The organism is Aquiflexum gelatinilyticum (genome assembly GCF_024741135.1).
GTDB classification, from domain to species: Bacteria; Bacteroidota; Bacteroidia; order Cytophagales; family Cyclobacteriaceae; genus Cognataquiflexum; species Cognataquiflexum gelatinilyticum.
Map to the genome: position 1 here is coordinate 109,051 of NZ_JANSUY010000019.1, position 25,942 is coordinate 134,992.

Below are 25,942 nucleotides of genomic sequence, written 5' to 3' on the forward strand. Positions count from 1 at the left end.
ATTTTTCAAATAAAAAATTTTATTAAAGTTCAGGGTATCAAACTAAAAAATACAATTTTATTAATTCAAAGGCTATTTTTATCAACCAGACATTCTACATTGGAATGCAACCATAAAAAAGAAGCCGGACATTGGGTAGATATTTTTCTCTCTAAAATCTGCTGGATTGCTTCCTGTTTGCCTTTGCCGGTGATGAGAAAAATTACTTTCCTTGTCTGCATGATATCTTTCATCCCGACACACAATCCATATGCAGGTTCCGGACCTTGTGACAATGCAGGGTCATGCTGGATCGTAGAAGGTGCCAAAACAGCTTTATGAAAATATGGCTGCAAAAAATCAGCAGGTTCATTGAAAGCAATGTGGGCGTTTTTTCCCAATCCCAATATACAAATGTCAAAAGGCCCTTGATCGCTGATAAAGTTTTGCATTCTCGTGCACTCGGCCACTACCGATTCGGGTGCAGTATCAAATCCAACATACCTTTCAGCCGGGATTTCCAAAGGTTCCAAGACATGTTTTTTGATGTAGGATTCGCAGGAATCAGGATGGGAGAGCGGAATGATTCCCCATTCGTCCATTTTGACGACGCGCATCCGGTCAAAGAGGGATTTGTTTTTTGCCATTTCGGCGTACATTCCGGTAGGAGAATTTCCCGTAGCGGCACAAAACAACAGGTCTCTTTTAAGCTGAACTTCATCCATGACAAGTTTTGCAGCATATTGACTGAGGGAGTCGTAATTTTCCAGGTAGCTGATCTTCATAATCCAAATCTATCAAAAGCATTTTTGAATACTGCAATCCATTCTGCAACCTTTTGCACAAAAACTGAGATTTTGGATCCTTTGGGGAGAAATGCAAAGCCTTTTTCATAGAACAGACCGCTTGTCATTCCAAACCTTTCAAAATTGACACAATTGGATATATTTGTAAAGGAGGCTTTTGTATGCATCAAACCGGATTGCTTCCCTCACATATCCCAATACCAATAACCCATGAAAACCAATGTTGTCCTTTTTTTTACGGCAATTCTGATAAACCCTGTTTTTGGCCAATCAGAATTGAAAAAACTTACCCCAATCAGTTACTCGGAAGTGACGATCACAGATGCTTTTTGGAAACCAAAACTGGAAAAAGTAGCCAACTCAGCTTTGCAGGTATGTATCCAACAAACAGAGGTGGAGACCGGGCGGATCCGCAATTTTGCGAAAGCTGCAAGAAAATCAGGAGAGCAGCACGAAGGGATTTATTATGATGACAGTGATGTCTACAAGGCATTGGAGGCCATTGCCTATTCCCTCAAAAACCAATCTGATCCTTTACTCGAAGCCAAGGCGGACGAATGGATCGATAAGATCGCAGCAGCGCAGGAGGCCGATGGCTATATCAATACTTTTTACACCTTGACCGGATTGGAAAACAGGTGGACAGACATGGACAAACACGAAGCATATTGCGCTGGCCATCTGATCGAGGCGGGTGTGGCTTACTACCAAACTACCGGAAAGAGAAAACTCCTGGATGTCGGTATCAAGATGGCCGACCATATTGATCAGACTTTCAGACAAGCCAACAGGCCTTGGGTTGTCGGCCATGAGGAAATCGAACTCGCTTTGGTCAAATTGTATAAAGTCACCAATGAAGAAAGATACCTTGAACTTTCAGATTGGTTTTTGGACCAAAGAGGACGTGGACATGGTGTAGGGGGAATTTGGAACAATAAAAACTGGGGTCCAAAATATGCGCAGGATGATGTACCAGTCAAAGAACAAAAAGAAATCACAGGACATGCCGTCCGGGCAATGTATCTCTACACCGGTGCTGCAGATGTAGCGGCAGCAAAAAATGATGATGGGTATATGAATGCCATGAAGACCGTTTGGGAAGATGTTGTCTACCGAAACATGTACATCACAGGAGGGATAGGTTCCTCGGGCAGCAATGAAGGTTTTTCTGTAGATTATGACCTGCCAAACGAAAGGGCTTACAGTGAAACTTGTGCCTCGGTAGGAATGGTTTTCTGGAATCAGCGCATGAATTCCCTGGAAGGGGATTCCAAATACATCGATGTCTTGGAGAGGAGTCTTTACAATGCAGCTTTGGACGGTTTGAGCCTACAGGGCGATAGGTTTTTTTATGGAAATCCGCTGGCTTCCAATGGGCAACATTCCCGCATGGCATGGTTCGGAACTGCCTGCTGTCCTTCCAATATTTCCCGCTTGGTGGCTTCTGTCGGTGATTATATCTATGCTACCTCGGATGACGGTATTTGGGTTAACTTATTTATCGGAAGTCAGACCAATATCCAAATTGGAAAGGTAAATGTGCCGGTCGAAATCAAAACCAATTTCCCAATGGATGGGGTGGTGAACATCGCCATGAATCCTGAGAAAAAAACCACCTACAGCCTCAATTTAAGGTTGCCGGGATGGGCTAAGGAACAGCCGGTACCCGGGGATTTGTATCGATTCGAAGGTACAGCCAAAGAAAAATTCACCGTAACACTTAACGGCAAGCCTGTGGAATACACACAGGAAAATGGATACATCACCATATCAAGAAAATGGAGCAAAGGTGACATTGTCCAATATTCGTTGCCTATGGAAATCAGGAAAGTAAAATCAAGAAATGAAGTGGAAGCCAATCGGGACAGGATTGCTTTACAAAGAGGACCTTTGGTTTATTGTGTGGAGGGAGCTGACAATGCCGGAAGGGCTTGGAACATTGTGGTTCCGGCGAATACCGAATTTCAGGAAGTAGAATATCAGGTCCTGAATGAAAGGGTGATGGCAATTCAGGCAAATGTGCCGGTGGTGACCGTTTCGGAGGATGGGTCCACTGTAAAAACTGAAACCAAGAGCATCACCGCCATTCCCTATTACACTTGGGCCAACCGTGGAGCAAGTGAAATGCAGGTTTGGCTACCGACCAAGGTGAAAGAACTGAAGGTGAATTATTGAGAAAAAATTGCTGCCATTTAATAATAAAAACTTTCTTTCTTGACATAACCCAAAATGAAAAAAAGAACCTTCCTAAAAAACTCTTCCCTCCTCGTTGGAGGGGTTTTGATCCAACCGATATTATCTTGCTCCCCCCAAAAACCCGCAGAAACCATGACACCCGACTATTTGAAAAACTGGGCTGAAAATTTTGAATTCAGCACGACCAATGTTCATTATCCCAAAACAGTGGAGGAAGTGGGATTTGGTCAAAAAATGTAACAAACTGAGGGTGTTGGGTTCCAGACATTCCTTCAACAGGATTGCTGACAGCAACGATAACCTCATTTCTTTTCAAAATCTGAACAAAATCATTTCCTTGGACAAGGAAAAAAACCAGGTTACGGTGGAAGGAGGTATCAAGTACGGTGAACTCTGCGCCTACCTCCATCAAAACGGATATGCCCTCCACAACCTCGCCTCTCTGCCGCATATCTCTGTTGCCGGAACAATAGCCACAGCCACCCATGGCTCGGGAGTCGAAAACGGAAACCTTTCCACGGGAGTTGCTGCCATTGAGTTTGTCAACGCCAAAGGTGAGTTGGTTCAGCTTTCAAAAGAAACAGATCCTGATTTTTTTGGTGCCGTAGTTGGTTTGGGAGGATTTGGACCTGTTACCAAAGTGACTTTGGACCTGCTTCCGACTTTTGAGGTCGCTCAGGTCGTGTATATGGATATGCCTATGGATGTCCTAAAGGACAATTTCCAGGAAATCATGGCTTCAGGGTATAGTGTAAGCTTGTTTATTGACTGGAAAAGTGACAATGTCAATGAAGTCTGGGTAAAGCGAATAATAGTCCCTGGTGTGGCGCTTGATTTTCCTGAGGAGTTTTTCGGAGCCAAACAAGCAAAAGTGCATATGCATCCTGTGCAGGAAATGTCTGCTGAAAGTTGCTCTGAGCAGTTGGCGATTCCCGGCCCTTGGTATGAGCGCTTGCCACATTTTAAGATGGAATTTCAGCCAAGTGCTGGCAAGGAATTGCAGTCAGAATATTTTGTACCTATGGAAAATGGATATGAAGCACTCATGGCAGTGAAGGAAATGGCAGATCAAATCTCTTCTCACCTTTTCATCTCCGAAATCAGAAGTATCAAAACGGATGAATTGTGGATGAGTACCTGCTACCAAAGGGATTCCATTGCAGTCCATACCACTTGGAAACAAGAAATTCCAGAAGTCCAGGCACTATTGCCTCAGATGGAAGCCAAGTTGGAACCCTTTAGTCCAAGGCCGCATTGGGCGAAATTATTCACCATTTCTTCCAAAAAACTCCAAGAGCGGTACCCAAAAATGGAGGAATTCAAATCCCTTCTCGCCAAACACGACCCCGAAGGAAAATTCCGAAACGGGTTTTTAGATGAACATCTTTATGGCGTATAGAATTGTAAAAAGTCAAATCAGTTTTTTGGGCAGATTATACCACTGTTTAGGAAAAAAGAGGGATTCCCATCTGAGAATCCCTCTTTTTGATTGTTCAGGATTTATCCTTTTTGCCAAGAGCATATTGGACCGGTAGCCTCATTCGGGATCTGACTATTTTACCGTCTTTTTTTCCAGGGTTCCAGTTTGGTGAAGCTTTGACAACCCTCAGCGCTTCCTCATCACAGCCTCCTCCGATTCCTCTTAGAATCTCTGCATCGCTCACTGAACCATCTTTATTGATGATAAAAGTAATGTAGACTGTTCCTTCAATGCCCTTGTCTTTCGCGGATGCGGGGTATTTCAGGTTGTCCTTCATGAAATTTCCCCAAGCCTCGATCCCGCCGGGAAATTGCGGAAATTCATCCACCATATCAAAGACTTCATCTGATGATCCTTGAGCAGAATTTTCACCCATCGGAATGTCCAAGGTTTTTGAAAAAGCGGAATCTTTGGAGCTTTTGCAGGAGATAACAAATACCATCATGGACAATAAGATGATGACCAACAGGAAATTGTTTGTACTTTTTGATTTTGATGAGCTGGTGTTCATTTAGGGAAGGTTTTTGATTGCTTAAATTGATTTTACAAAAGGTGATTTATGGAAATGGTTTATGAACTTTAAGCGATTACCTCTTTTTCCCCGAGTTTGAATTTGATCGGAACCCGCAACCTGACATTGACAGTGTGTCCTTTCTGCTTGCCGGGAGTCCAATTGGGAGATTGCATGATGACGCGTTTGGCTTCCTCATCACAACCCGCACCGATTCCTTTCAATAGTTCTACATTTTTCACCGAACCGTCTTTCCTTACTTCAAAGACCACATACACAGTGCCTTCAATTCCCATTTCCCTGGCTTTTTCAGGGTATTTGAGGTTATTCATAAGGAATTCATTCCAAGCTTCCATGCCACCGGGAAACTCCGGAGAATCTTCCACGACATCAAAAATTTCATTAGTTTCTATGTTCTTGCTTGTCACTTCGCCATTTTCCAATACTACTTTCTCGTCATATCCCTGAAAGTCACAGGAAAAAAATACCATCATCAGTCCCATTAGCGGGAGGACGGTGAGAAGATTGCTTTTGTAATTTGGGGTTGAATTGTTTGCTTTCATCTTGTGGTTAGTTTATATGGTTGATTTATTTTGAATATCTGGTATGCTTTTTCGATAAGGATTTAACCCAACTGAAACCTGATCGGTATCCTCATCCTGACGTTGACCAATCTTCCCCTTTGTTTTCCCGGGGTCCATTTTGGAGACTCTCCTATCACTCTTTTCGCTTCCTCATCACAGCCTGCACCGATTCCTCTTAACAATTCTATATTGTGCACACTGCCATCGGTCTTGATTTCAAAGACTAAATAAACGGTACCTTCTATGCCCATTCGCCTTGCCTGACTTGGATATTTAAGGTTGTCTTTCAAAAAGTTATTCCACGCCTCCATTCCACCTGGGAATTCAGGAGATTCCTCGACTACATCAAAAACCTCATCTGCATCCAAAATCTTTGAATTGATTTCATCAGGAATGGACGGAGCTGTTTCCTCCTTTGACATCGGTATTTCCATGACTTCTGAAAAAGAATTGTCAGCACCCTTTTCACAGGAAAAAACAAAAATCATCAATCCAAGAACAGGCAATGCAAGCAAAAATCTCCATTTATGGATTAATCCGGATTTTGCGGTATTCATCATGATAATCCGTTTTTTGAGCTGAAACTGGTTGAAGTTGTTAACAAACTGCTGCTCTTTTTTGGTTGCTGTCAGGTTCAACAGGAGTTGGGCATATTCTTTTTTGGGATGAAAAGTGGTCACCTTGGTATCGGCCTGAAATTCATGGACTTCATGGATACTGGACTCGAAAAGTTTGATCAATGGATGAAACCAGAAAACCGATTTGGTAAGCTGCATGAAAATCAAGTCCAGTGTATGGAATTTTGAGGCATGCTCCGATTCATGGAGAATGATCAATTCCTGGGCTTTATTCCCTTCTTGATAAGCCGGCAAAAGAATAAAATTGAAGAATGAAGAAGGTGGAAATTTTGGATTTACCACAATTGTCAAATCCTTGTGGCTGAATTTCTCTGAGGATTTAATCAAAGAAAAGGTTTTGAAAATTCCCAATACCAATCGGCTAATGGTCCATAGAAGTCCAGAATAGTAAATAAGGATAGCTCCATAAACCAAAATAGATTTGGCGGAAATCCCATCTTCTGGAGTCAGTGCAAATTCCGGTAAGTAATAAGTTAAAACCTCAGGGTTCAAGGCTGAGATTGAACCTGTACCCAACTCAAATGAGAGTAAAGGAATGACCAATGCCAATCCCAAAGAACCTAATAGGTATACCCTGTTCCATCCAAAAAAAGTGAGTTTGGAAAGAAATATGACATAAAAAGCATAAAGTAGCAGCAGGATAATGCTGCCTTCCAAGAGGTAGTTGAATATGGTAATCATGGCTGTGAGGAGTTACCCATGTTGTCAATCAATTTTTGAAGTTCTTCCATATCTTTTTCAGATAACCCTTTTTCCTTGACCATGAATGACAAAACATTCTCCACCGAACCTTCAAAATAGTCTTCCAATAATTCGTTGAAACTGGTTTTCCTATATTCTGTCTGGGTAATGGTGGGAAAGTACTCATGGATGTTTCCGTAAGTCCTGTGGTCTAAATACCCTTTTTTTTCCAAAAGCTTGATATTTGATGCAAGCGTGGTGTAAGGTGGCTTGGGCTCTGGCAGTTCATTCAAAACGTCTCTTACCAAAGCTTTATTCAGCTTCCAGAATATCCGCATCAGGCTTTCTTCGTATTTCGTCAATGTTTCCATAAAATAAATTTAAAAGAAACATTTTAGACTTCCTACGAAAATTTCGTAATTCTACGAAAAAAACATTTTCGCCTTATCTCTCTAAATAGAATTTCCTTTTTTCCCCTTTCAAAATCCCTGCTACATAGAGGGATATACATCATGTTTTGGATTGACCTAGATCATGTTTTTTTGGGGTTTGATGTGGTAATATCGTGCATCAATAAACAAAAAACCTATGGATCAAACTTCCAGATTTACCTCATTGCAAACAAGCAGCTTGGTACTGCTCCGTTTGCTGATCGGTTGGCACTTTTTGTACGAAGGTGTTATCAAATTGTACAGTCCCTCCTGGACTGCTAAAGGATACTTGCTCAGCGCGAGTTATATGGAGTCTTTTTTCAAATGGATGGCAGGCGAATCCATCATTCCCATCATTGATACCCTGAATATCGGGGCTTTGCTCTTGGTTGGGTTTTGTCTGATAATAGGATTCAAAACCAGGTGGGCAAGCATCATTGGCATTGGACTTCTGTTGTTGTATTACCTGGCACATCCCCCATTTCCGGGATATCCTCAAGGTCCAAGTGAGGGAAGCTATTGGCTTGTCAACAAAAACCTGATAGAAGCCGCTGCGCTTTTTGTCCTCTTTTTATTTCCTACAGACTATTCTTTTGGAATTGCAAGGCTCTTTGCAAAACCTAAGACCGTATCCACAAACCCAATCCCCTGAAGCATATGGCAACTGACAAGAATTTATTCAAGGGCTTTTCCCGAAGGGAATGGCTCAAAATACTCGGAGGTATTCCGATTTTTGGGGCAGTGTGGTCAGCAGGTTTCAGGTCCAATGAAAAGGCATTGAGCGAGCGTAATCTCTTGCTCGAAACCCTTAATATCAAAGCATCCGCACCTCCCGCTTCAGGCCCAATGACCGGGGAACCGCTAAGGGTCGGCCTGATTGGGTTTGGGATAAGAGGCGAGCAATTGATGCGTTCTTTGGGTTTTGCTACCGTAGAATGGCTCGATGACATGGCCAAATCCGCAGCAGAAAATCCTAATGATACCCGATTGGCAGAATTTAAAGCCCAAGAGGGACTTAACGTCAGACTTACCGCAATCTGTGATATTTTTGATGTCAGGGCAGAAAAAGCCCTTCGGTCTTTCAATACCAAAGAGAATCCATGTAAAAGGTACAAAACACATTTGGATTTAATCAACAGCGGGGAAGTGGATGCAATCATCATTGCCACTCCCGATCATTGGCATGCTCCGATGTCCATAGATGCCATCAATGCAGGCGTCCATGTCTATGTTGAAAAACCAATGACGCACAGCATTGAAGAAACCTATGCCATCAGAGATGCAGTAAGAAACAATCCCAAAGCAGTATTTGCAGTCGGTCACCAACACAGACAGACGCAGAGTTTTCTCACAGCACAGGATGCTATAGCTAAAAATACCCTGGGTCACGTGTCCTTAGTCGTGACCGCGACCAACAGAAACGATGACAACGGAGCCTGGCAATATGAAATCCATCCCGATGGAAATACCGAATCCATCGATTGGGATATGTTTTTGGGTTCAGCCCCTAAAATTCCTTTTAATCCTGAACATTTTTTCAGGTGGAGAAAATGGTGGGCCTATGGGTCAGGATTATCCGGTGACCTGATGACACATGATTATGACCGGATCAATTGTGTTTTGAAAATGGGAATTCCCAAATATGTGACTGCCTCGGGTGGGGTTTATACACACAGGGATGGAAGAAATGTGCCTGACGTGATGCAGGTCAACATGGATTTTCCGGAATTCAGTACCGGTACGAGTCAGACCCCAGGTAAAGAAAAAGGTATGAGTTTGGTTTACAGTGCTACTTTGGGAAATCAGTTTGACCGGGGAACTGTACTGATGGGACACGATGCTTCCATGGAGTTGGGCAACATGGTCACCATCTATGCTGACCCAAGGTCTACCAAATACCAAGATTTGATTAAAGAAAATAGGGTAGATCCTTCTGTTCCTATATACCAATATGACCCAAGTGCCAATGGCGTAGATGCAGTCACTTCCGCTACGGCCAAGTATTTTGCCAACAAGGGTTTGCTTTGGACCTACCGAGACGGCAAAAGAGTGGACTCAACATTCCTTCATCTCAGAGAATGGATGAGTTGTATCCGTAATGGTGGAAATCCAAGTTGTGGGATCCAAGAGGGTTTTGAAGAAGCCATCACCGCGCATATGGGAGGGCTTTCTTACAAAATCGGCAGACGAATAGAATGGGATGCGGAAAATGAGAGGATCATTGCCCTCCCTGGAGAAAACCTCGATGAGATACTTCTTAACAATGACGACGTTTTCATTTCTTGAAAAACGGGATAATTTGGGTTTAACAAATAAGGGTTTCCAATAACGGAAACCCTTTTTTTCTCAGGTATTTTCCTTTTCAACCTAAGCAAAAGGCTTGTCTATTGCAGGACTCGGAGCGCTTAAGAACTTAGGTCCTGAGGCAGACATGTAAAAGCAATCTTCCACCCTGACGCCAAACTCACCCACGATGTAGATCCCAGGCTCATTGCTGAAACACATTCCTTCTTGAAGCGGGGTTTTGTTGCCACGCACCAGATTGGTCCATTCGTGGACATCAAGGCCTATCCCGTGCCCAAGCCGGTGGCTAAAATATTTGTAATCAGGTCCAAATCCACCTTTGCTGACAATTCCCCTTGCCACAGCATCCATTTGCTCACAGGTTGTCCCCTGTTTTGCTGCAAGTTCTATCGCTTTTTGCTGAGCCTCCCTTGCTATGTTCCATACCTCCGTATGTCTGGCTGTTGGTTTTCCAAAAACAATGGTACGGCTGATGTCTGAGGTATATCCTTCTATTTTGCAGCCTCCATCGGCCAAGATAAGGTCGCCTTCTTTGAGTTTCTGTGGGGTGCTGCTTCCATGTGGGAATGCAGACCATTCCCCAAAATTTGCCCCGATAGAGCCTTTTGCTCCCAAAGCCAGATGCGCCTCGGTGGCAACTCTGCTGAAATCCGCTTGGGTCATGCCTTCATAAAGCGAATCAAAAAGCACTTTGTAGGCAGCAAGGGTGATGTCATTGGCTTTTTGCATCAGGGAAATTTCAGCAGGGGATTTATACATCCTGCATCCCGCGGTAATAGGATCTGCAAGGACAAAATTCAACCTCGAGCTTTCTTTTTTGATGCCATCATAAAGAAAAAACCTCGACCGCTCTTCTATTCCAACGGTCTGATTGGGTGTGCCTTTGTCCTTCAAAATTCCCGCAACCACTTGATAAGGGCTTTCGTGCTCTTCCCAAGTGCGTATGTCGGAACCGAATTTTACCAATTCTGTCACTTTGTCTTCTTCAAACTTTGGGCAGACAAAGGCAATTTCTCCTTTGGCAGGAATCACAGCTGCCACCATCCTCTCGGAAAGAAAAAAGTCGAAATCCAGAAAATACGCCATGCTCGTCCCCGGTTCGAGAAACAGCGCATCTACTTTGTTTGCTATCATCAGACTTTGTGCTTTGGCTATCCTGCCCATCCTTTCCTCACGACTGATGGGAACAATGTCCGCGGTCATGGGCTTTAACCCTTTCAAAGCCTTTGGAAGGTCTTTTTCCTGGCTGTTTGCAAAACTTAATGAAGGAACAGCCAGGCCGGGGGCCAATGAGGCGAGTTTGAGGAAATTGCGTCTGTTGAATGTCATATGGATGAGGCTAATAAATTCTTACTAAAATAGGCTTTGATTGTTGAATATTGCAATCAAGTTGGATCAAATAAATGATCGCCTTTTGGAACTCGGACCATTTTTTAGCTCCGACATCAACAATCGATTGAATTTCGGTTTAATTTAAGCCTTCCAAAATAACCTATTATGCTTCGACTTATTGAAAATGCCAAAAGGTTTGCAACCAAATGCGCCATTGTGGACCAATCTGATTCATATTCTTTTCGAGACCTTTTGGACAGGAGTGAGGTGATTGCCTTGCATCTCCTTCAGGGAAAAGAGGACCTTGGCCAAATGCGGATTGCCTTTATGATAGCGCCGGGGTTTGATTATGTGGCGGTACAATGGGGCATTTGGCGGGCAGGAGGCATAGCGGTACCGCTTTGTGTCACTTATCCTTTGCCTTCCCTCCAATATGTGGTGGAAGATACGGTCGCAGAAATGATCATTTGTGGACCGGAATATGAAGATATCCTGTCCCCTTTTTCTATGATGCCCAACATCCGATTTACCAGGATGTCAGGTTTATCTAAAAATGAATCTGGGAATTTACCTGAAATAGAAAACCAAAGAGGAGCGATGATTCTCTATACCAGCGGGACGACAAGTCTGCCCAAGGGAGTCCTGACCACCCATGCCAATATCGAAGCGCAGGTCAGTACCTTGGTAGATGCCTGGCAATGGAGTTCTTCGGATTACACCCTTTCGATCTTGCCCCTGCATCATGTACACGGTATTATCAACGTCAATTCCTGTGCACTTTGGTCCGGGGCAACCGTGCAATTTTTGCCAAATTTTGATGCTAAAAAGGTTTTTGAAATTTTCATGGAAGGCAAGGTCAATGTTTTTATGGCGGTTCCCACCATCTATTTCAAGTTGATCGCTTACTATGAAAACCTCTCACAGACTGAGCAAATGAAGGTTACGGAAAAGTTGAAGAAATTCAGGCTGATGGTATCCGGTTCGGCGGCTTTACCGGTATCAGTGATGGAGAAGTGGCACGGGATCTCGGGACATTACCTGCTCGAAAGGTACGGCATGACCGAAATCGGCATGGCCATCAGCAATCCCTACGAGGGTACACGGCGTGCGGGCTATATCGGCATGCCACTCAAGGGAGTGGAGGTCAGACTATGTGATGAGGCCGACAGGGTAATTCCGTCGGACCAACCAGGAGAAATCCAGGTCAGGGGTGGGAATGTATTCAAAGAATATTGGGGAAAACCAGAAGCAACAGCAAAAGCATTCACATCAGATGGTTGGTTCAAAACCGGAGATATCGCCGTCGTAGAGGACGGTTATTTCAAGATCCTCGGAAGGGATTCTGTTGACATCATCAAATCCGGAGGATACAAAATCTCCGCTTTAGAAATCGAGGAAGTCCTTCGGAAATATCCGGGTGTCAAGGATTGTGGGGTCATAGGAATTCCCGATGAGGAATGGGGGGAATTGGTAGCCGCAGCTTTGGTGACAGAAAAAAATATAGATTTAAGTGTCCTTAATGCTTGGATAAGAGAAAGGATGCCTGCCTACAAAACTCCGAGAAAGTACCTTTTGGTGAAAGATTTACCGCGAAATGCGATGGGCAAAGTCACCAAAAATGAATTGAAAAAACTGTTTTAATCTGAAAACATGAAAATAATTTACGGAGTCGCACTTTTGGCACTTTCCTACCTGATCGGGCAGTGGTTGGGTGAGTTTTTTGGAAACCTGCTCGGCATCAATGCCAATGTCGGGGGAGTAGGGTTTGCGATGATCATCTTGATGGTCTTGAAGGAATGGTTTATTAAAAACAGTTGGATGAGTCCTGATATAGATTTCGGCATAGACTTTTGGAACAAAATGTATATCCCCGTGGTCATTGCGATGGCGGCAAGCCTCAATGTCAAATCCGCAGTTTCGACAGGAACTTTGGCTGTTGTGGCCGGGGCAATTCCTGTGCTTGCGGCATTTTTTGTTTTCCCTTTGATCCTCAAAAAATTCCATAAAATCTGACATGGAGATATTCCTAAAATTGGTAGAGAAAAACGGCCTGATCGTTGGATTTTTGGTAATCGGGGTAATTGTGGCTTTTTCTGAGCTTTTTTCCAAAAAAGTTTTGAACTCCAAAATTCCGGGATCGGCAATTGCCATTTTCTTGGGCTTGGTTCTCGGGTATGTGAGTGGAGTATTTACAGGGGGAGAAAAAGGATTGTCAGACATTGCCATTTTCAAGGGAGTCGGGATTTTGGGTGGAGCGATGTTCCGGGATTTTGCGATCGTCGCCACTGCTATCGGAGCTAGTTTTTATTTGGTACGGAAGGCGGGTTTGTTGGGCATGATTTTTTTGTTTTTTGGTATTGGGCTTTTCTTCTTCATGGGTGTTCTGCTCGCTTATGCTTGGGGATATCGGGATGCAGCAAGTCTCTGTACGATTGGTGCGGGAGCTTGTACCTACATTGTAGGTCCGGTGACCGGTGCTGCTGTAGGTGCGAGTTCGGAGGTGATTGCGCTGAGCATTGCTGCAGGCGTGGTCAAGACGATCGCGGTAACCATCATTACGCCAATTGCGGCTCAAAAAATAGGACTGAACAGCCCGGAATCAGCTATGGCATTTGGAGGATTGATGGGAACATCAAGTGGAGTGGCTGCCGGATTAGCGGCAACAGATCCCAAATTGGTGCCCTACGGCGCGGTGACTGCGACTTTCTATACGGGATTGGGTTGCCTGATCTGTCCTTCGCTGTTTTTTATTTTGTTGGAAATGATTTTTTGATAGGAGAATTAAAAGATGACAATCAAAGAAGTTTCTATAGACCAAATCCTTCCCATCCGTCAACAGGTCATGTGGCCTGATAAGCCCATTGATTTTGTCCGGGTTCCTGAAGATGAACATGGAATCCACTTTGGGTTGTTTGTGGAGGAGAATCTGATTTCGGTGGTTTCCGTTTTTATCCGCGGGCAGGAAGCCCAATTCAGGAAGTTTGCCACCTTGGAACAGTTTCAGGGAAAAGGATATGGATCAAAACTCCTTCAGTACATTTTTGATTTTTTGGAAGAAAAAAACATCAGCCGAATCTGGTGCAATGCAAGGATTTCAAAAGCAGGTTTTTATCAAAAATTCAGGATGAAAGAAACGGAAATTACCTTTGAAAAAGCAGGGATAGATTATGTGGTGATGGAAAGAGTTTATGAAAGTTCCGACTTTTGATTTACAAAGGATAAATTTCTCCTGTTTTTTTAAATTTTTTTACTAAAAAGAGGCAATTGTTCGATCTTTTTCCGCAACCGTTATAGATCGGTTAAAAAGCGGGATTTGGGTTTGGTACTTCCTCAAAAAACGCTGTCTAAGTGCTGTTTAGCCATTTCATCGTTTTCCATAGGATGAATTTTTAGAAGATTATTTTTCTATTTTAGAATTTCCAAAATTGGGTTTCCTCATTTTTGGATAACAACTCAAAGTTACCTGACCCAATTAACCTCCCTTGTATGAGTAAACCACGGCTTTCCTTCGCACAGATCATCAATATGAATGTCGGCTTTTTTGGCATTCAATACAGCTTTGGATTGCAGCAGAGTGCAGTCAACCCGATCTATGACATGCTTGGGGCTCAACCGCATGAAATCCCCATCCTGAACCTTGCCGGACCGATGACAGGATTGCTCATACAGCCGATCATCGGAGCTTTGAGCGACCGGACATGGAGCCCAAGATTTGGCAGAAGGAAGCCTTTTTTCTTCATTGGGGCAGTTTTTTGCAGCATCTGTCTTTTTCTTTATCCGTTCAGCAGTTCACTTTGGATGGCAGCAGGCTTGCTTTGGGTCTTGGATGCAGCCAATAATACCGCGATGGAACCTTACCGTGCATTGATTGCTGACAAACTTCCTGAAGAACAGTATGCCACAGGGTTTTTGTCCCAAAGTTTCTTTACCGGATTGGGGATAACGCTCGCCAATATTTCACTCTTTATCTTTCAGATGTACATCCCCGGTACGGCGGGGTCGCTGCCTGTTTGGGTGTATGCTTCCTTTTTCCTAGGATCTGTTTGTTCGATTACTTCGGTGGGATGGAGCATCTATAAGACGCCCGAAATTCCTCCGAGTGAAGAGGAATTGTCAGTATTAAATGAGAAAAATAAGGGTCTACCAAATCCCGTTATTCAGTTTTTCCTTTCGGTGTTTACCTCATTGGTGGTGTATATCCTTTTTGCACTGTTGTTGATTCCTTCGGTTTTTGACAGGACTTTGATCCCGAGGATGATTGTTGCCATGGAGAAAAACAAGTATTCACGGATCCTGTTTGGCGAAAACCTGGAAATCATCCATGCTGTTGTGGACATGCCTTCAGTGATGTGGAAACTTGCATTGGTTTATCTTTTCCAATGGTATGCACTTTTTGTCTATTGGCAGAATGCCGCCAAAAGCATCGCCCAATCGGTTTGGAAAACTTCTCCCGCTGCCGATATGAAGTTATTTGAAGAAGCAGTGGGATGGACAGGTCTGGTAAATGGCTGGTACAATATTGTCACCTTTTTGTCAGCTTTTGCATTGGTAGGTGTAGCCAAAAAATTCGGCCCTCGCAAAGTCCATTTTATTTGCCTCATCCTTGCAGGAGTTGGCTTGCTGGCATTTCCCCATATCGAAAACAAATATGCCCTGCTCGTTCCCATGACCGGATTTGGGATCGCTTGGGCGAGCATGATGGGGATTCCTTACCTGCTTGTGGTCAATGAAATCCCCAAAGAACGATATGGTGTTTACATGGGCATTATCAACATGATGATTGTAATCCCGATGATCCTTCAGACCTTGAGTTTTGGATTTATATCCAAATATATCCTCAGCAACAATCCCGGGTTTGCCATCACTTTTGCCGGGGCATTATTGCTTTTGGCAGCATTGGCCACTTTGAGAATCAAAGAAACCCATGACATCGATACCGCATCAGCCCCGATGGCAGGCGGACATTGATACAGATATTGTTGTTCAATTACTAAATCAAAAGAAATTAATACCCTTTTCCATGGCCACAGACCATTCATTGACAGACTTCATCCGTAATATTCTTTCCGCCAACGAGCTTAAATTATCTATCAAAGACAAAGCTTTTATTGCGCGGCTGAATGCCGGAATGGCTTCCATCACCCACTTATACTATCAGATTTACAGTACCCATCCCCAAAAGGATGAACTCTTTGAACAATTGATAGCGACTCTAGTCCGTGCCTACCAATCCCGGGAAAAGGACCTTTGCAAAAGGGATGAAGAAAAAGCCAAAAAAGGACATTGGTTTTTGAGCAATGAACTTGTCGGTATGAGTCTCTATGTGGACCGTTTTGCGGGGAATCTGCCGCAACTAAAAACCAAACTTCCCTACCTAGAGGAACTCGGAGTTAACTTCCTGCACCTGATGCCGATTTTTGAAAGCCCTGAAGGTGAAAGTGATGGCGGATATGCTGTATCGGATTTCCGAAAGGTGGATAAGAAGTTTGGCATATTGGAGGATTTGATTGGGTTGAGAAAAGAAATGCAGCAAAAAGGGATGTACATGATGCTGGACATTGTCCTCAACCATACTTCCCACAGGCATGAATGGGCCGAAAAAGCCAAATCCGGAGATCCTTATTTTCAGGATTTCTTTTACATGTTTGACAACAGGTGGATTCCTAATCAATATGAGGAGAAGATGCCTGAGATTTTCCCCGAAGCTGCAGCAGGCAATTTTACCTATGTGGAGGAATGTCAAAAATGGGTCATGACGGTTTTCCATAATTACCAGTGGGATCTCAATTACATGAATCCTCTGGTCTTTAGGGAAATGTTGGACAACGTCCTGTTTTATGCCAATCTCGGCGTGGATGTGCTGCGGGTGGATGCTCCGGCATTTATCTGGAAAGAAACAGGAACCACTTCTCAAAATCTCCCTCAGGTACATACACTGCTACAGTTGATCAAGGAATGCGTCCTCGTGGCTGCTCCGGGAATGGCGATATTGGGAGAAGCCATTGTCGCACCAAAGGAAATCATCAAATACTTTGGGACAGGGGATTACACTGCAAAGGAATGTGATTTTGCCTACAACGCCACCCATATGGCGTTGCAATGGGACATGCTTGCCACCGGCGAAACCGACGTGATGCTTGCCGCCCAACATGCGATTTTGGAAAAACCCTTTGGAACCTCCTGGATTTCTTATACCCGATGCCACGACGATATCGGGATGGGTTATGAAGATTATATGATTGAAATGACCGGTAAAACACCATTCAGGCACCGCAGGTATTTGATGGATTATTATTCCGGAAATCTTCCCGGCACCCCGGCTAGAGGAGCACTATTTTCTTTCAATCCCAAAACCGGTGATGCCAGAATCAGTGGCACATTGGCTTCTTTGTGTGGGCTTGAAAAATCACTGTATGAAAATGATTCCCAAGGAAAAGACATTTCCATCCAAAAAATCATCCTGATGCAGGCGCATTCCCTATTTCTTGGCGGAATGCCGATGCTGTACTACGGAGATGAAATAGGGTATACCAATGATTACAGCTTCAGTGATGATCCGGGAAAAAGCTACGACAACAGATGGCTGCACAGGCCTTTGATTGATTGGGAAAAAGCAAACAGAAGAAATGAAGAAGGAACGGTCGAAAACAGGATTTTCTCCCAAATGCAGGCATTGATCAAAATCCGAAAGAACCTGCCTGTGATCGGAGATTACAAAAACCTCACTTGGATATCGCCGCACAACACCCACATCGCGGCTTTTTTAAGATCTTTTGAAGGAAAGTCATTTTATGGGGTTTTCAATTTCAGCGACAAATACCAAAACCTGACTTGGTATGCATTCAGGGAAAAAGGAGAGTCTCCTGAATCACTGTTCGATCATTGGTCGCAAAAAGAAATTCAGGTAGGTCCTGACCATGAATACCTTTGGCTTGAGCCTTATCAGTTTTGTTTGTTGGAGCCAAGACAGTAGAGGTAGGATTTTGTGATTTAGGTTTTTTGGCAGTTGTATTTGTTTAAAAGTAAGGAATCAGTATAAGGGAGTCTGAAAAATTCCACTGATCAAAAATCAATATTTTCAGGGTCGATAAAAGAATATATTGCTTTCTGTTGATTGGAGAGGATAATTTCTAATCACCTCAAGCCTATTTGATAAACCTAATTTCAGACCTTACTTTGAACCCGCACCTGAATCCATCAAAATCCCGATCCAAGGTTTTGGTTTTAGTCATTACCTCAATTTTGCTATTGTTATTTGCTCCCCTTCATGCGCAGCAGGGAGGCAAGGGGAAAGTGACAGGAAAAATCACAGATGCCAATTCAGGAAATCCCCTTTCGTTTGCTACAGTAGCCATCTATAAAAGTCCCGAGCAGCTTGTGGAGGGGAATATCACGGATGACAAAGGCGAATTCACCATCGATATTCCTTTTGGAACATACTATGCTTTGATAGAATTTATGGGTTTTGAGCCTTTCAAAAGTCCCGAATTCCAAGTTACCAAAGAGCAGCCGGTATACCGTTTTGAATCTCTGAAGCTCAGTCCGACCATGAGCAACCTATCGGAGGTGGTCGTGGAAGGTGAAAAGGCTTTTATGGAACTTGCTTTGGACAAAAGGGTATTCAACGTCGGTGAGGATTTGGCCAATGCCGGTCGGACGACTGCCGATATTCTGATGAACCTGCCTTCGGTGTCGGTAGATACGGAAGGAAATGTCAGCCTGAGAGGATCCGGAAATGTGCGGATACTGATCGATGGGAAGCCTTCAGGTTTGGTCAGTTTCAAAGGCAGCCGTGGACTGCAACAACTACCGGCGAGTATGGTCGAAAGTGTCGAGGTCATCACCAATCCCTCCGCAAAATATGAAGCAGAAGGGATGGCGGGCGTGATCAATATCATTCTGAAAAAAGACAACAACCAAGGCTTCAACGGTTCTTTTGAAGCTACAGTAGGCGATCCTCTCAATCTTGGATTGGCTGCCAACCTGAATTACAGGCACAAGAAAATCAATTGGTTTGTCAATTATGGCTTGGCCAAAAGACGACAGCCACGAAACGGGACCTTGTTTCAGGAAGCTTTTGGAGGAAATACTCTTTTCATTTCTGACCAATCCACCACGGGTGTAGTCAATAGCCTCAACAACAATATCCGGGCGGGATTGGATTATTATTTCAATGAAAAAAGCATCCTGACAGGTTCGTATCTGTGGAGGAGAAGTGATGCGCACAGGATCACCGATATCAGGTATGACGATTACATTTTTTCCAAAGACAATCTCCAGAGCTACAGCAAAAGAAGGCAGGACGAGACCGAAATGGAACCCAATTCGGAAATCATCGTGAGCTACAAACGCTCATTTGAACAGAAAGGGCACGATTTTACTGCCGCATTTACCTACCTGGATTATTGGGAAAATTCCGATCAGTTGTTTACCGAGGATACTTTTTCTCCTGAGGGGGTGATAGAACCAGGACAATCCTTGGTACAGACTTCGGTCAATGATGAGTTTGAAAAGCAATACCTCATTCAGATCGATTACACCAAACCGATTGGTACCGGCGGCGGAAAATTTGAAACAGGATTGAGGAGCAGTTTTAGGAATATGGAAAATGATTTTACTGTGGAGGAAAAGAATGAGAACGGTGATTTTTTTCCAATTCCCGGGCTTGACAATATCTTTCTCTATGAAGAAAATATCCATGCCATCTATGGCATTTTGGGTAACAAATCCAACAAATTTAGCTATCAGGGCGGATTGCGTACGGAATTGACAGATGTAACGACCACTTTGGTCAAAACCAACGAAGTCAACCCGAGGAATTATGTCAATCTCTTTCCAAGTGCCCATTTAACCTACAATGTCAGCAAAGAAAACGCCTTTCAGCTAAGCTACAGCAGAAGAGTGAGAAGGCCTGTGTACAATGACCTGAGTCCATTTGTGACTTTTTCAGATGCAAGAAATTTCTTCAGTGGAAATCCAGACCTTGAACCCGAATTTACCGATGCTTTTGAATTGGGCCATATCAAATATTTTGAGAAAGGGTCACTTTTTTCGACCGTGTATTACAGGGATACCAAAGACAAAATCGACAGGATCAGGACAGTCGATAACCAAGGAAATGCCATTACAATCACAGAAAACCTCAATTCTGAAAAGGCTTATGGAATTGAATTCACGACCGATTATGCCATTTTCCCTTGGTGGAAGGCAGATATCAATTTCAACTTTTTCTATGCCAAAATAGACGGGAGTAATATTCAGGACGACTTTGTGGCTACTACTGTTTCTTGGTATGCGAGACAGAATTCCCGGTTTATTTTTGGAAAGGGGTACGATATCCAATTGAGGGCCAATTACCAAGCAAATCAAAAAACGGCGCAGGGAGAGCGAAAATCCATCTTCTTTATGGATTTGTCAGGAAGCAAGGATGTCCTGAAAGGAAGGGGAAAGTTGATTTTGACAATCGCTGATATTTTTAATTCCCGCAGAGACAGGTTTATCACCGAAGGGGAGGGTTTTGTGACAGTGGGTGATTTCCAGAATGTGGTCAGACAGATCAATCTGACCTTAAATTACAGGATCAAATAGGTCATAATTTCCGGGTCCTTTTCTCAAGTTTTGCAATTTTTTCCTGAAACTGTAACTCCAACTCATCGATGAAGGTCAGCGGATCTTCATAATTTTTTAATACATGGTAGAGGTAATTGGCCTCCAGTTCTTGAAGTTTTTTTGTCAAAGTTCCTTTTTTTGAAATCAGTGACTCCAACCTGATTTTTGGATTCACATTTGGCATTTCAAATGGCCTGTTTTCTGAGGAGGGATTGGCAAGGATGATAGTTTGGTAAAAATCCAACAAGGCCTCCAAGTCACTGTTTTTGTAGATGCCATTCAGTTGGGCAGTGAGGTCAGTGGCGTTTTTGATGGCATCCTCTTCCTGATTTGTCCCGATTTTGTCAGGATGAACATGAACCACTGCTTCTTTGTACAATCGTTTGAGTTCCAGTGCTTCTTCTTGGTTGGTAGGTTTTTCTGTTTTGTTTATTTTTTTTGTTGTGATAGATTGGATCGGTTCTTTATAGTTTTTCCCACGCCTCTTTTGTTCGAGTCTTTTTTCTTTTTTCAATTGTTGTCTTTCTTTCATTTTATGGTTGAGAACAATCAGCCGGGAAATGAGAAGATTAAGCTTTGCACGGATGGTGTTTTCAAAGGTCTGGATTTGTGTTTTAATGACGGAAATATTGGCCTCGAGTCCGGTTATTTCTTCCAATAATTTTTGGATCGAATCCGGATTTTTTGGAGACTCAGTTTTGCTTAATTCACCCATACTTTTTTTTCTTAATATTGACTATTTTGAAATGAGTCAGAATGGAAATTGGAGAAAATTTTTGATAAAATTCCTCTCAACGAGGGTCGAGGGGAAAAAAATATATTTTTTTTCAAAAAAAAATTTGAGTGGATTTTCAACAAATCCGAGAATTTGTAAAAAAGCTGGAATTTTTGTTTTGTCACTTTTTTGGAATTCATCACTACTCCTTTGCACTTTATGCCCCTACGGCTTAAAATCGCCATTTTACCAAAAATTAATTTGAATGATTTCCTTTTTCCGTAGTGCTTTTTTGATAATATTTCCATGGATAAGATTCTTGTTAAAATATTATTTTTTCCAAACTATCTATGTACTTTAGCCCAATAAATGATCTATCTGTCATTGTTTGGCAAGTCACCCGAAGTGCCAATAGTGGGAAATTAGCCTAAAAGCCCCTAGTAAAAACTCGACCTGGATTTATGAAAATCGCTGTTAGAGTTGCCTATTTTAGTTAATAAATTTCTACCCTAAATAAGATTGTTCATGAAGCAATTTTGCAAACAATCTGTTTTGCTTGTAGTCCTGATTATCTCCTGGTTTCAGGTCCATGCCTACTCAGATTTTTTTCATTCTCATTTAATCCCTTCCTTTTCTGAAGAAAAAATGGAAGCTGGAGCTGATGTGCTTTCAGGAGCCAATTCCAATACTTATGGTGTTGATGCTACAGGTGAGGCTGCAGCAGGATTGGAAGTTTTTAAAGTTTCCAATGTGATTATAGTGCAGGCGGGTGGAGAGATTCTTTATACGATCAATGTGGTGAATAATGGACCTGATGCCGCCACCAATGTCACTGTTACTGATGTGCTTCCTGTGGGGACATCCTTTGTTACAGCTACCAATGGAGGTACATTTCAAGCCGGGACTGTAACCTGGGAATTTCCCAGCATAGCCGCAGGTGAAACCCAAGTTTTGACCGTCAGGGTATTGGTCAATCTAGGTGTAACAGAAGGTACTGTCCTAATCAATAAGGCACAGGCTTCAAGTCCCGACGATCCTGCTTCTCCGAAGGTTTCCAATAATGCCCAAGTGACAGTACTCAAAGGTATCAAGCCAATTATTGATATCACCAAAACCTCAAGTGGAAGTACCGTAAGGCTTGGAGAAACCATTACTTATACCATTAGGGTATCGAATTCCGGAAATGCCTTTGCCACTGGAGTGGCTATTTCGGATGTGCTGCCGACAGGAACTACTTTTGTATCTACCAATAGGGGAGGAGTCCATTCAAATGGAACAGTGAATTGGAACATAGGCCTGCTTTCCCCCGGTCAGACCATTGATATTACATTAGTAGTTTTGGTAAATGGAAACTTTGTGGGAGGTGAAGTCCTCAGCAATATAGCAACAGCAGTAAGCCCTTCAGATCCTGATACCCCAAAGAACTCTGCCCCAAGTCAGGTTACTGTAGAAGAAGTCAAACCTGAAATCGAGGTTACAAAAAAAGCAAATGCTCCTACCGTTTTTGCAGGCGAATTTATTTCCTACACCATTGAAGTAACCAATTTTGGTACGGCACCTGCCACCAATGTCACTATCACAGATCAATTGCCGGCAGGTACATTTTTTATCTCTGCTGACAATTCCGTAACCCACAATGCAGGTACTGTTACCTGGACTGTGGGGACAATCAATCCCGGAGTTACTGTACAGGTGAATCTTGTCGTCCAGGTCGGACTTACAGTGCCAAACGGTACAATTATCATCAATGGAATCAGGGTGCAAAGCCCGGACCTTGCAATTCCCGTACTAAACCAACCTGATCCTGACAACGAGGTTACTGTGGTTTCCTTGCCCGAACTTGTTGTCACCAAATCAGCTGCATCTCCAAAAGTCAATCCCGGTAATACCATTTCCTATACCATAACGGTTTTTAATCTTGGTACCGCAGACGCCCAAGATGTCCTCATTACGGATGTTTTGCCTACGGGAACTACTTTTTTGAATGCGGATAATGGCGGTGTTCACAATAATGGAACCGTAACCTGGACCATCGCAGACTTGCCGATAGGAGAGCAGGTAGAACTTATACTTACTGTCACTGCTGATCAAAATCTTACTGACGGGACTCAAATAAGTAATGTCGCCTCTGCTGTCAGCCCCGCCGATCCGGCCAATACCAGCACCTCCGACCCAAGTGTAGTTACAGTGGAGGTTATTGCGCCGGTTTTGGATATCAACAAAATACCCGGAAGCTTAACTGTCAATGCCGGAGAGGATATTACCTATACCATCTCAGTAAGGAATACAGGAAATGCCCCTGCCACCAATCTGACAGTGACTGATCCTTTGCCTACAAATACCACTTTTGTTTCGGCGGATAATGGAGGCACTGTCACCGCAGGAGTGGTAACATGGACTTTGGGAACTTTGGAAGCAGGAAACACCATTGATTTGATTTTAGTGGTAAAAGTTGATCCAAGTACAGCTGCCGGAACCAAAATAAAGAACATTGCAACTGCGGACAGTCCGGACAACCTTGAGGGTCCTATTGAAAGCAGTGCAGATCCAAGTCTGGAAGTTACGGTTGAAAATTTGGCAACTTTGGAAATATCCAAAGCGGCCGACAGACCGACCATCCGTTCAGGGCAAAATATTGTCTATACAATTTCGGTCATCAATAATGGGCCTAGCGATGCCCTTGGAGTCATAGTGGATGATGTGCTTCCTGCGGGAACAGTTTTTGTAAGTGCCACGAATGGAGGTGTCTTTGCAAACGGGATAGTCCAATGGTCTTTGGGTACAATTGAGGCTGGAGACCAAATCAACCTTCAGGTAACAGTGACTTCATTGGCTGCCCTTCCAGATGCCACAGTAATCAGTAATACCGCTGAAGTCAGCAGTCCTTCAGATTTAACAAGCCCTAAATCCTCCGAACCAAGTATTGTCACCATTGACAACAGCTCGCCAATTCTCGAAATTACCAAAACTCCGGATGCCAATACCACCCTTGCAGGAGATGAAATAATTTACACCATTACAGTCAGCAATACGGGAAATGCACCTGCTACCAATGTTGCGGTTACAGACGTACTTCCTGCAGGGACTACTTTCATTGCCACAGGGAATGGAGGAACCCATGATGCCGGTATAGTCACATGGCTTTTGGGAACCATCGAGCCAGGAGAATCTATCGTTTTGGTTTTGGCTGTGAAAGTTGGGGAAGATGTCTTAGCAGGTACCAAAATCCAGAATATAGCGGAAGCAGATAGTCCTGATGACCTGAATGATCCGGTTGAAAGTAGCTCAGATCCTGCTTTGGAAGTCGAAATCATTACTTCTGCCGAATTGACGATCACCAAAACTACTCCTCTTCCGGAAGTTTTGGCTGGAGCAGAAATTGTATACACCATTTCCATTCAAAACAATGGTCCAAGTACAGCTAGAAACATCACTGTTTCTGATGCCCTTCCTGCTTCGACTGCTTTTGTCAGTGCCGACAATGGAGGCGTACATGCAAACGGAATAGTGACATGGACAATCCCAACCCTCAATGCAGGTGAAAAGCTAGACATTATTCTTACTGTAAATGCATTGGACGGGCTTGCTACAGGAGTTGTGATTTCAAATATTGCCTCTGCGACTTCCCCAACTGACCCCGATAGTCCCCATATCTCAGAACCAAGTATAGTCACGATAAACAATTCGCTTGAAGATACTGAAGTCACTGTTTCAAAGGAGGTTTCAGTTGCCTCAGCTTCCCCGGGCGATATGGTGGAATATACCATTGAGGTGACCAATATTGGTGATTTTGATGCCAAAGATTTGGTAATCACTGATACGATTCCGGACGGATTGATGCCATTGTCTGCTTCAAATCAAGGAATTATTGAAGACAATACCGTCACTTGGAATATTCCAACGATCCCAACTGGAGAAACCCTCACTTTGACAGTTTCTGTAATGGTAACTTTGGAAGAGGGTTCCATCATCAATGAGGTGCAGGTCACAGGCTCTAATTTTGAGGATGTAGAAGCCGCCTCTCCTGCTTTGACATTGAATCAGGTAGACCTTCAACTTTCCAAAGAAGTATCCGCCAATGTCGTAGCCAAGGGAAGTACTTTTCTTTACAAACTGACAGTGGAGAATATCAGCGATACCAAAGCTACCCTTGTAGTACTGACTGACACTTTACCTGAGGGAGTTAAGTACAAAAATGCAACAGCCTCAAAAGGAACTCCAAATTATGACATCGCGGAGAATGCGGTCATTCTGGAAATAGAAGAAATCCTTCCGGGCGAAATAGTCACCCTTGAAATAGAAGTAACCGCTGAGGTAGTTGCAGATGTCACCAATATCGCTGATGTGATTTCGAATGAAAAGGATTCAAATGACTTGGATAATCAGGCCTCAGTTTCTCACCGTCAATTAGAGTTCTTGATACCAAACGCATTTTCACCTAATGGGGACGGCATCAATGAAGAATGGGTAGTCAAGGGACTTTTGGATATATATCCAAACAATAAATTGGTAATTGTAAACAGGTTAGGGGTAGAAGTATTCAGAACCGACAATTATAAGAATGATTGGAGTGGTCAAGGCGTAGGCGAAGGTACCTATTTCTATCAGTTGACCCTTTCAGGACAGGATGGCAAGGAAGAAGTTTTCACCGGTTATCTGACCGTAATTAAGTAGCG

19 protein-coding genes and 1 pseudogene are annotated in these 25,942 nt (G+C 43.3%); 12 read left to right on the top strand and 8 right to left on the bottom strand.

Annotation, left to right across the window (positions count from 1 at the left end; translation table 11 throughout):
- Positions 1-65: 65 nt before the first annotated feature.
- Both NU887_RS17435 and NU887_RS17440 read right to left on the bottom strand, forming a co-directional pair.
- Entirely contained in the window at positions 66-764 is a 699-nt protein-coding gene (locus NU887_RS17435) for a 6-phosphogluconolactonase (RefSeq protein WP_258424665.1), read from the bottom strand.
- Positions 761-952, bottom strand: coding sequence for a hypothetical protein (locus NU887_RS17440; protein WP_258424666.1), 192 nt, complete (start codon positions 950-952; stop codon positions 761-763). The genes NU887_RS17435 and NU887_RS17440 overlap by 4 nt, the downstream gene beginning before the upstream one ends.
- A 43-nt stretch (positions 953-995) precedes the next feature.
- Here NU887_RS17440 and NU887_RS17445 point away from each other — a divergent pair, with 43 nt between their 5' ends.
- A complete protein-coding gene (locus NU887_RS17445; RefSeq protein ID WP_258424667.1) occupies positions 996-2,960 on the top strand; it encodes a glycoside hydrolase family 127 protein in 1,965 nt (654 codons plus the stop codon).
- A gap of 54 nt (positions 2,961-3,014) precedes the next feature.
- Positions 3,015-4,380: pseudogene (locus NU887_RS17450) on the top strand (FAD-binding protein).
- 94 nt (positions 4,381-4,474) lie between these two features.
- Here the strand turns inward: NU887_RS17450 and NU887_RS17455 are convergent.
- The 4 genes from NU887_RS17455 to NU887_RS17475 all read right to left on the bottom strand — a co-directional run bounded on the left by NU887_RS17455 (position 4,475) and on the right by NU887_RS17475 (position 7,246).
- The gene (locus tag NU887_RS17455) at positions 4,475-4,972 is read right to left on the bottom strand and encodes an energy transducer TonB (RefSeq protein WP_258424668.1); all 498 of its coding nucleotides are present in this window, start codon (positions 4,970-4,972) and stop codon (positions 4,475-4,477) included.
- A gap of 68 nt (positions 4,973-5,040) precedes the next feature.
- A complete protein-coding gene (locus NU887_RS17460; protein ID WP_258424669.1) occupies positions 5,041-5,535 on the bottom strand; it encodes an energy transducer TonB in 495 nt (164 codons plus the stop codon).
- A gap of 62 nt (positions 5,536-5,597) precedes the next feature.
- The gene (locus NU887_RS21260) at positions 5,598-6,875 is read right to left on the bottom strand and encodes a TonB family protein (protein ID WP_420839787.1); all 1,278 of its coding nucleotides are present in this window, start codon (positions 6,873-6,875) and stop codon (positions 5,598-5,600) included.
- The gene (locus NU887_RS17475; RefSeq protein WP_258424670.1) at positions 6,872-7,246 is read right to left on the bottom strand and encodes a BlaI/MecI/CopY family transcriptional regulator; all 375 of its coding nucleotides are present in this window, start codon (positions 7,244-7,246) and stop codon (positions 6,872-6,874) included. Before NU887_RS17475 ends, NU887_RS21260 begins: the two co-directional genes overlap by 4 nt.
- 217 nt (positions 7,247-7,463) lie before the next feature.
- On the opposite strand from NU887_RS17475, the gene NU887_RS17480 reads away from it, so the two are divergent.
- Positions 7,464-7,958, top strand: coding sequence for a DoxX family protein (locus tag NU887_RS17480; protein WP_258424671.1), 495 nt, complete (start codon positions 7,464-7,466; stop codon positions 7,956-7,958).
- A gap of 5 nt (positions 7,959-7,963) precedes the next feature.
- Positions 7,964-9,592 carry a Gfo/Idh/MocA family protein gene (locus NU887_RS17485; RefSeq protein ID WP_258424672.1) on the top strand — a complete coding sequence of 543 codons (1,629 nt, stop codon included), beginning with the start codon at positions 7,964-7,966 and terminating at the stop codon, positions 9,590-9,592.
- A gap of 81 nt (positions 9,593-9,673) precedes the next feature.
- Here NU887_RS17485 and NU887_RS17490 read toward each other — a convergent pair whose 3' ends face one another.
- Positions 9,674-10,939: a M24 family metallopeptidase gene (locus NU887_RS17490; RefSeq protein ID WP_258424673.1), complete on the bottom strand. Its 1,266-nt coding sequence runs from the start codon at positions 10,937-10,939 to the stop codon at positions 9,674-9,676.
- Between the two features lie 168 nt (positions 10,940-11,107).
- Between NU887_RS17490 and NU887_RS17495 the strand changes: the two genes are divergently transcribed.
- The 7 genes from NU887_RS17495 to NU887_RS17525 all read left to right on the top strand — a co-directional run bounded on the left by NU887_RS17495 (position 11,108) and on the right by NU887_RS17525 (position 20,530).
- Positions 11,108-12,583 carry an acyl-CoA synthetase gene (locus NU887_RS17495; RefSeq protein ID WP_258424674.1) on the top strand — a complete coding sequence of 492 codons (1,476 nt, stop codon included), beginning with the start codon at positions 11,108-11,110 and terminating at the stop codon, positions 12,581-12,583.
- A gap of 9 nt (positions 12,584-12,592) precedes the next feature.
- Entirely contained in the window at positions 12,593-12,955 is a 363-nt protein-coding gene (gene madL, locus NU887_RS17500; RefSeq protein ID WP_258424675.1) for a malonate transporter subunit MadL, read from the top strand.
- Position 12,956: 1 nt separating this feature from the next.
- Entirely contained in the window at positions 12,957-13,715 is a 759-nt protein-coding gene (madM, locus tag NU887_RS17505; RefSeq protein ID WP_258424676.1) for a malonate transporter subunit MadM, read from the top strand.
- 15 nt (positions 13,716-13,730) lie between these two features.
- Positions 13,731-14,150: a GNAT family N-acetyltransferase gene (locus NU887_RS17510; RefSeq protein WP_258424677.1), complete on the top strand. Its 420-nt coding sequence runs from the start codon at positions 13,731-13,733 to the stop codon at positions 14,148-14,150.
- A 278-nt stretch (positions 14,151-14,428) separates the two neighbouring features.
- The gene (locus NU887_RS17515; protein ID WP_258424678.1) at positions 14,429-15,910 is read left to right on the top strand and encodes an MFS transporter; all 1,482 of its coding nucleotides are present in this window, start codon (positions 14,429-14,431) and stop codon (positions 15,908-15,910) included.
- Entirely contained in the window at positions 15,867-17,915 is a 2,049-nt protein-coding gene (locus NU887_RS17520) for an amylosucrase (RefSeq protein WP_258424679.1), read from the top strand. The genes NU887_RS17515 and NU887_RS17520 overlap by 44 nt, the downstream gene beginning before the upstream one ends.
- Positions 17,916-18,172: 257 nt before the next feature.
- Positions 18,173-20,530, top strand: coding sequence for a TonB-dependent receptor (locus tag NU887_RS17525; protein WP_420839788.1), 2,358 nt, complete (start codon positions 18,173-18,175; stop codon positions 20,528-20,530).
- A 1-nt stretch (position 20,531) separates the two neighbouring features.
- On the opposite strand, the gene NU887_RS17530 is transcribed toward NU887_RS17525, so the two are convergent.
- Positions 20,532-21,266 (bottom strand): hypothetical protein, encoded by a 735-nt coding sequence (locus tag NU887_RS17530; protein ID WP_258424681.1) that lies wholly within the window; start codon positions 21,264-21,266, stop codon positions 20,532-20,534.
- Positions 21,267-21,791: 525 nt separating this feature from the next.
- Between NU887_RS17530 and NU887_RS17535 the strand changes: the two genes are divergently transcribed.
- Positions 21,792-25,940, top strand: a complete 4,149-nt coding sequence (locus tag NU887_RS17535; protein ID WP_258424682.1) for a DUF7507 domain-containing protein — start codon at positions 21,792-21,794, stop codon at positions 25,938-25,940.
- The last annotated feature ends 2 nt before the right edge of the window (positions 25,941-25,942 follow it).

Coding starts and splice junctions, on each gene's coding strand:
- NU887_RS17435 (WP_258424665.1), bottom strand. CDS start 764: ATGAAGATCAGCTACCTGGAAAATTACGACTCCCTCAGTCAATATGCT.
- NU887_RS17440 (WP_258424666.1), bottom strand. CDS start 952: ATGCATACAAAAGCCTCCTTTACAAATATATCCAATTGTGTCAATTTT.
- NU887_RS17445 (WP_258424667.1), top strand. CDS start 996: ATGAAAACCAATGTTGTCCTTTTTTTTACGGCAATTCTGATAAACCCT.
- NU887_RS17455 (WP_258424668.1), bottom strand. CDS start 4,972: ATGAACACCAGCTCATCAAAATCAAAAAGTACAAACAATTTCCTGTTG.
- NU887_RS17460 (WP_258424669.1), bottom strand. CDS start 5,535: ATGAAAGCAAACAATTCAACCCCAAATTACAAAAGCAATCTTCTCACC.
- NU887_RS21260 (WP_420839787.1), bottom strand. CDS start 6,875: ATGATTACCATATTCAACTACCTCTTGGAAGGCAGCATTATCCTGCTG.
- NU887_RS17475 (WP_258424670.1), bottom strand. CDS start 7,246: ATGGAAACATTGACGAAATACGAAGAAAGCCTGATGCGGATATTCTGG.
- NU887_RS17480 (WP_258424671.1), top strand. CDS start 7,464: ATGGATCAAACTTCCAGATTTACCTCATTGCAAACAAGCAGCTTGGTA.
- NU887_RS17485 (WP_258424672.1), top strand. CDS start 7,964: ATGGCAACTGACAAGAATTTATTCAAGGGCTTTTCCCGAAGGGAATGG.
- NU887_RS17490 (WP_258424673.1), bottom strand. CDS start 10,939: ATGACATTCAACAGACGCAATTTCCTCAAACTCGCCTCATTGGCCCCC.
- NU887_RS17495 (WP_258424674.1), top strand. CDS start 11,108: ATGCTTCGACTTATTGAAAATGCCAAAAGGTTTGCAACCAAATGCGCC.
- madL (WP_258424675.1), top strand. CDS start 12,593: ATGAAAATAATTTACGGAGTCGCACTTTTGGCACTTTCCTACCTGATC.
- madM (WP_258424676.1), top strand. CDS start 12,957: ATGGAGATATTCCTAAAATTGGTAGAGAAAAACGGCCTGATCGTTGGA.
- NU887_RS17510 (WP_258424677.1), top strand. CDS start 13,731: ATGACAATCAAAGAAGTTTCTATAGACCAAATCCTTCCCATCCGTCAA.
- NU887_RS17515 (WP_258424678.1), top strand. CDS start 14,429: ATGAGTAAACCACGGCTTTCCTTCGCACAGATCATCAATATGAATGTC.
- NU887_RS17520 (WP_258424679.1), top strand. CDS start 15,867: ATGACATCGATACCGCATCAGCCCCGATGGCAGGCGGACATTGATACA.
- NU887_RS17530 (WP_258424681.1), bottom strand. CDS start 21,266: ATGGGTGAATTAAGCAAAACTGAGTCTCCAAAAAATCCGGATTCGATC.
- NU887_RS17535 (WP_258424682.1), top strand. CDS start 21,792: ATGAAGCAATTTTGCAAACAATCTGTTTTGCTTGTAGTCCTGATTATC.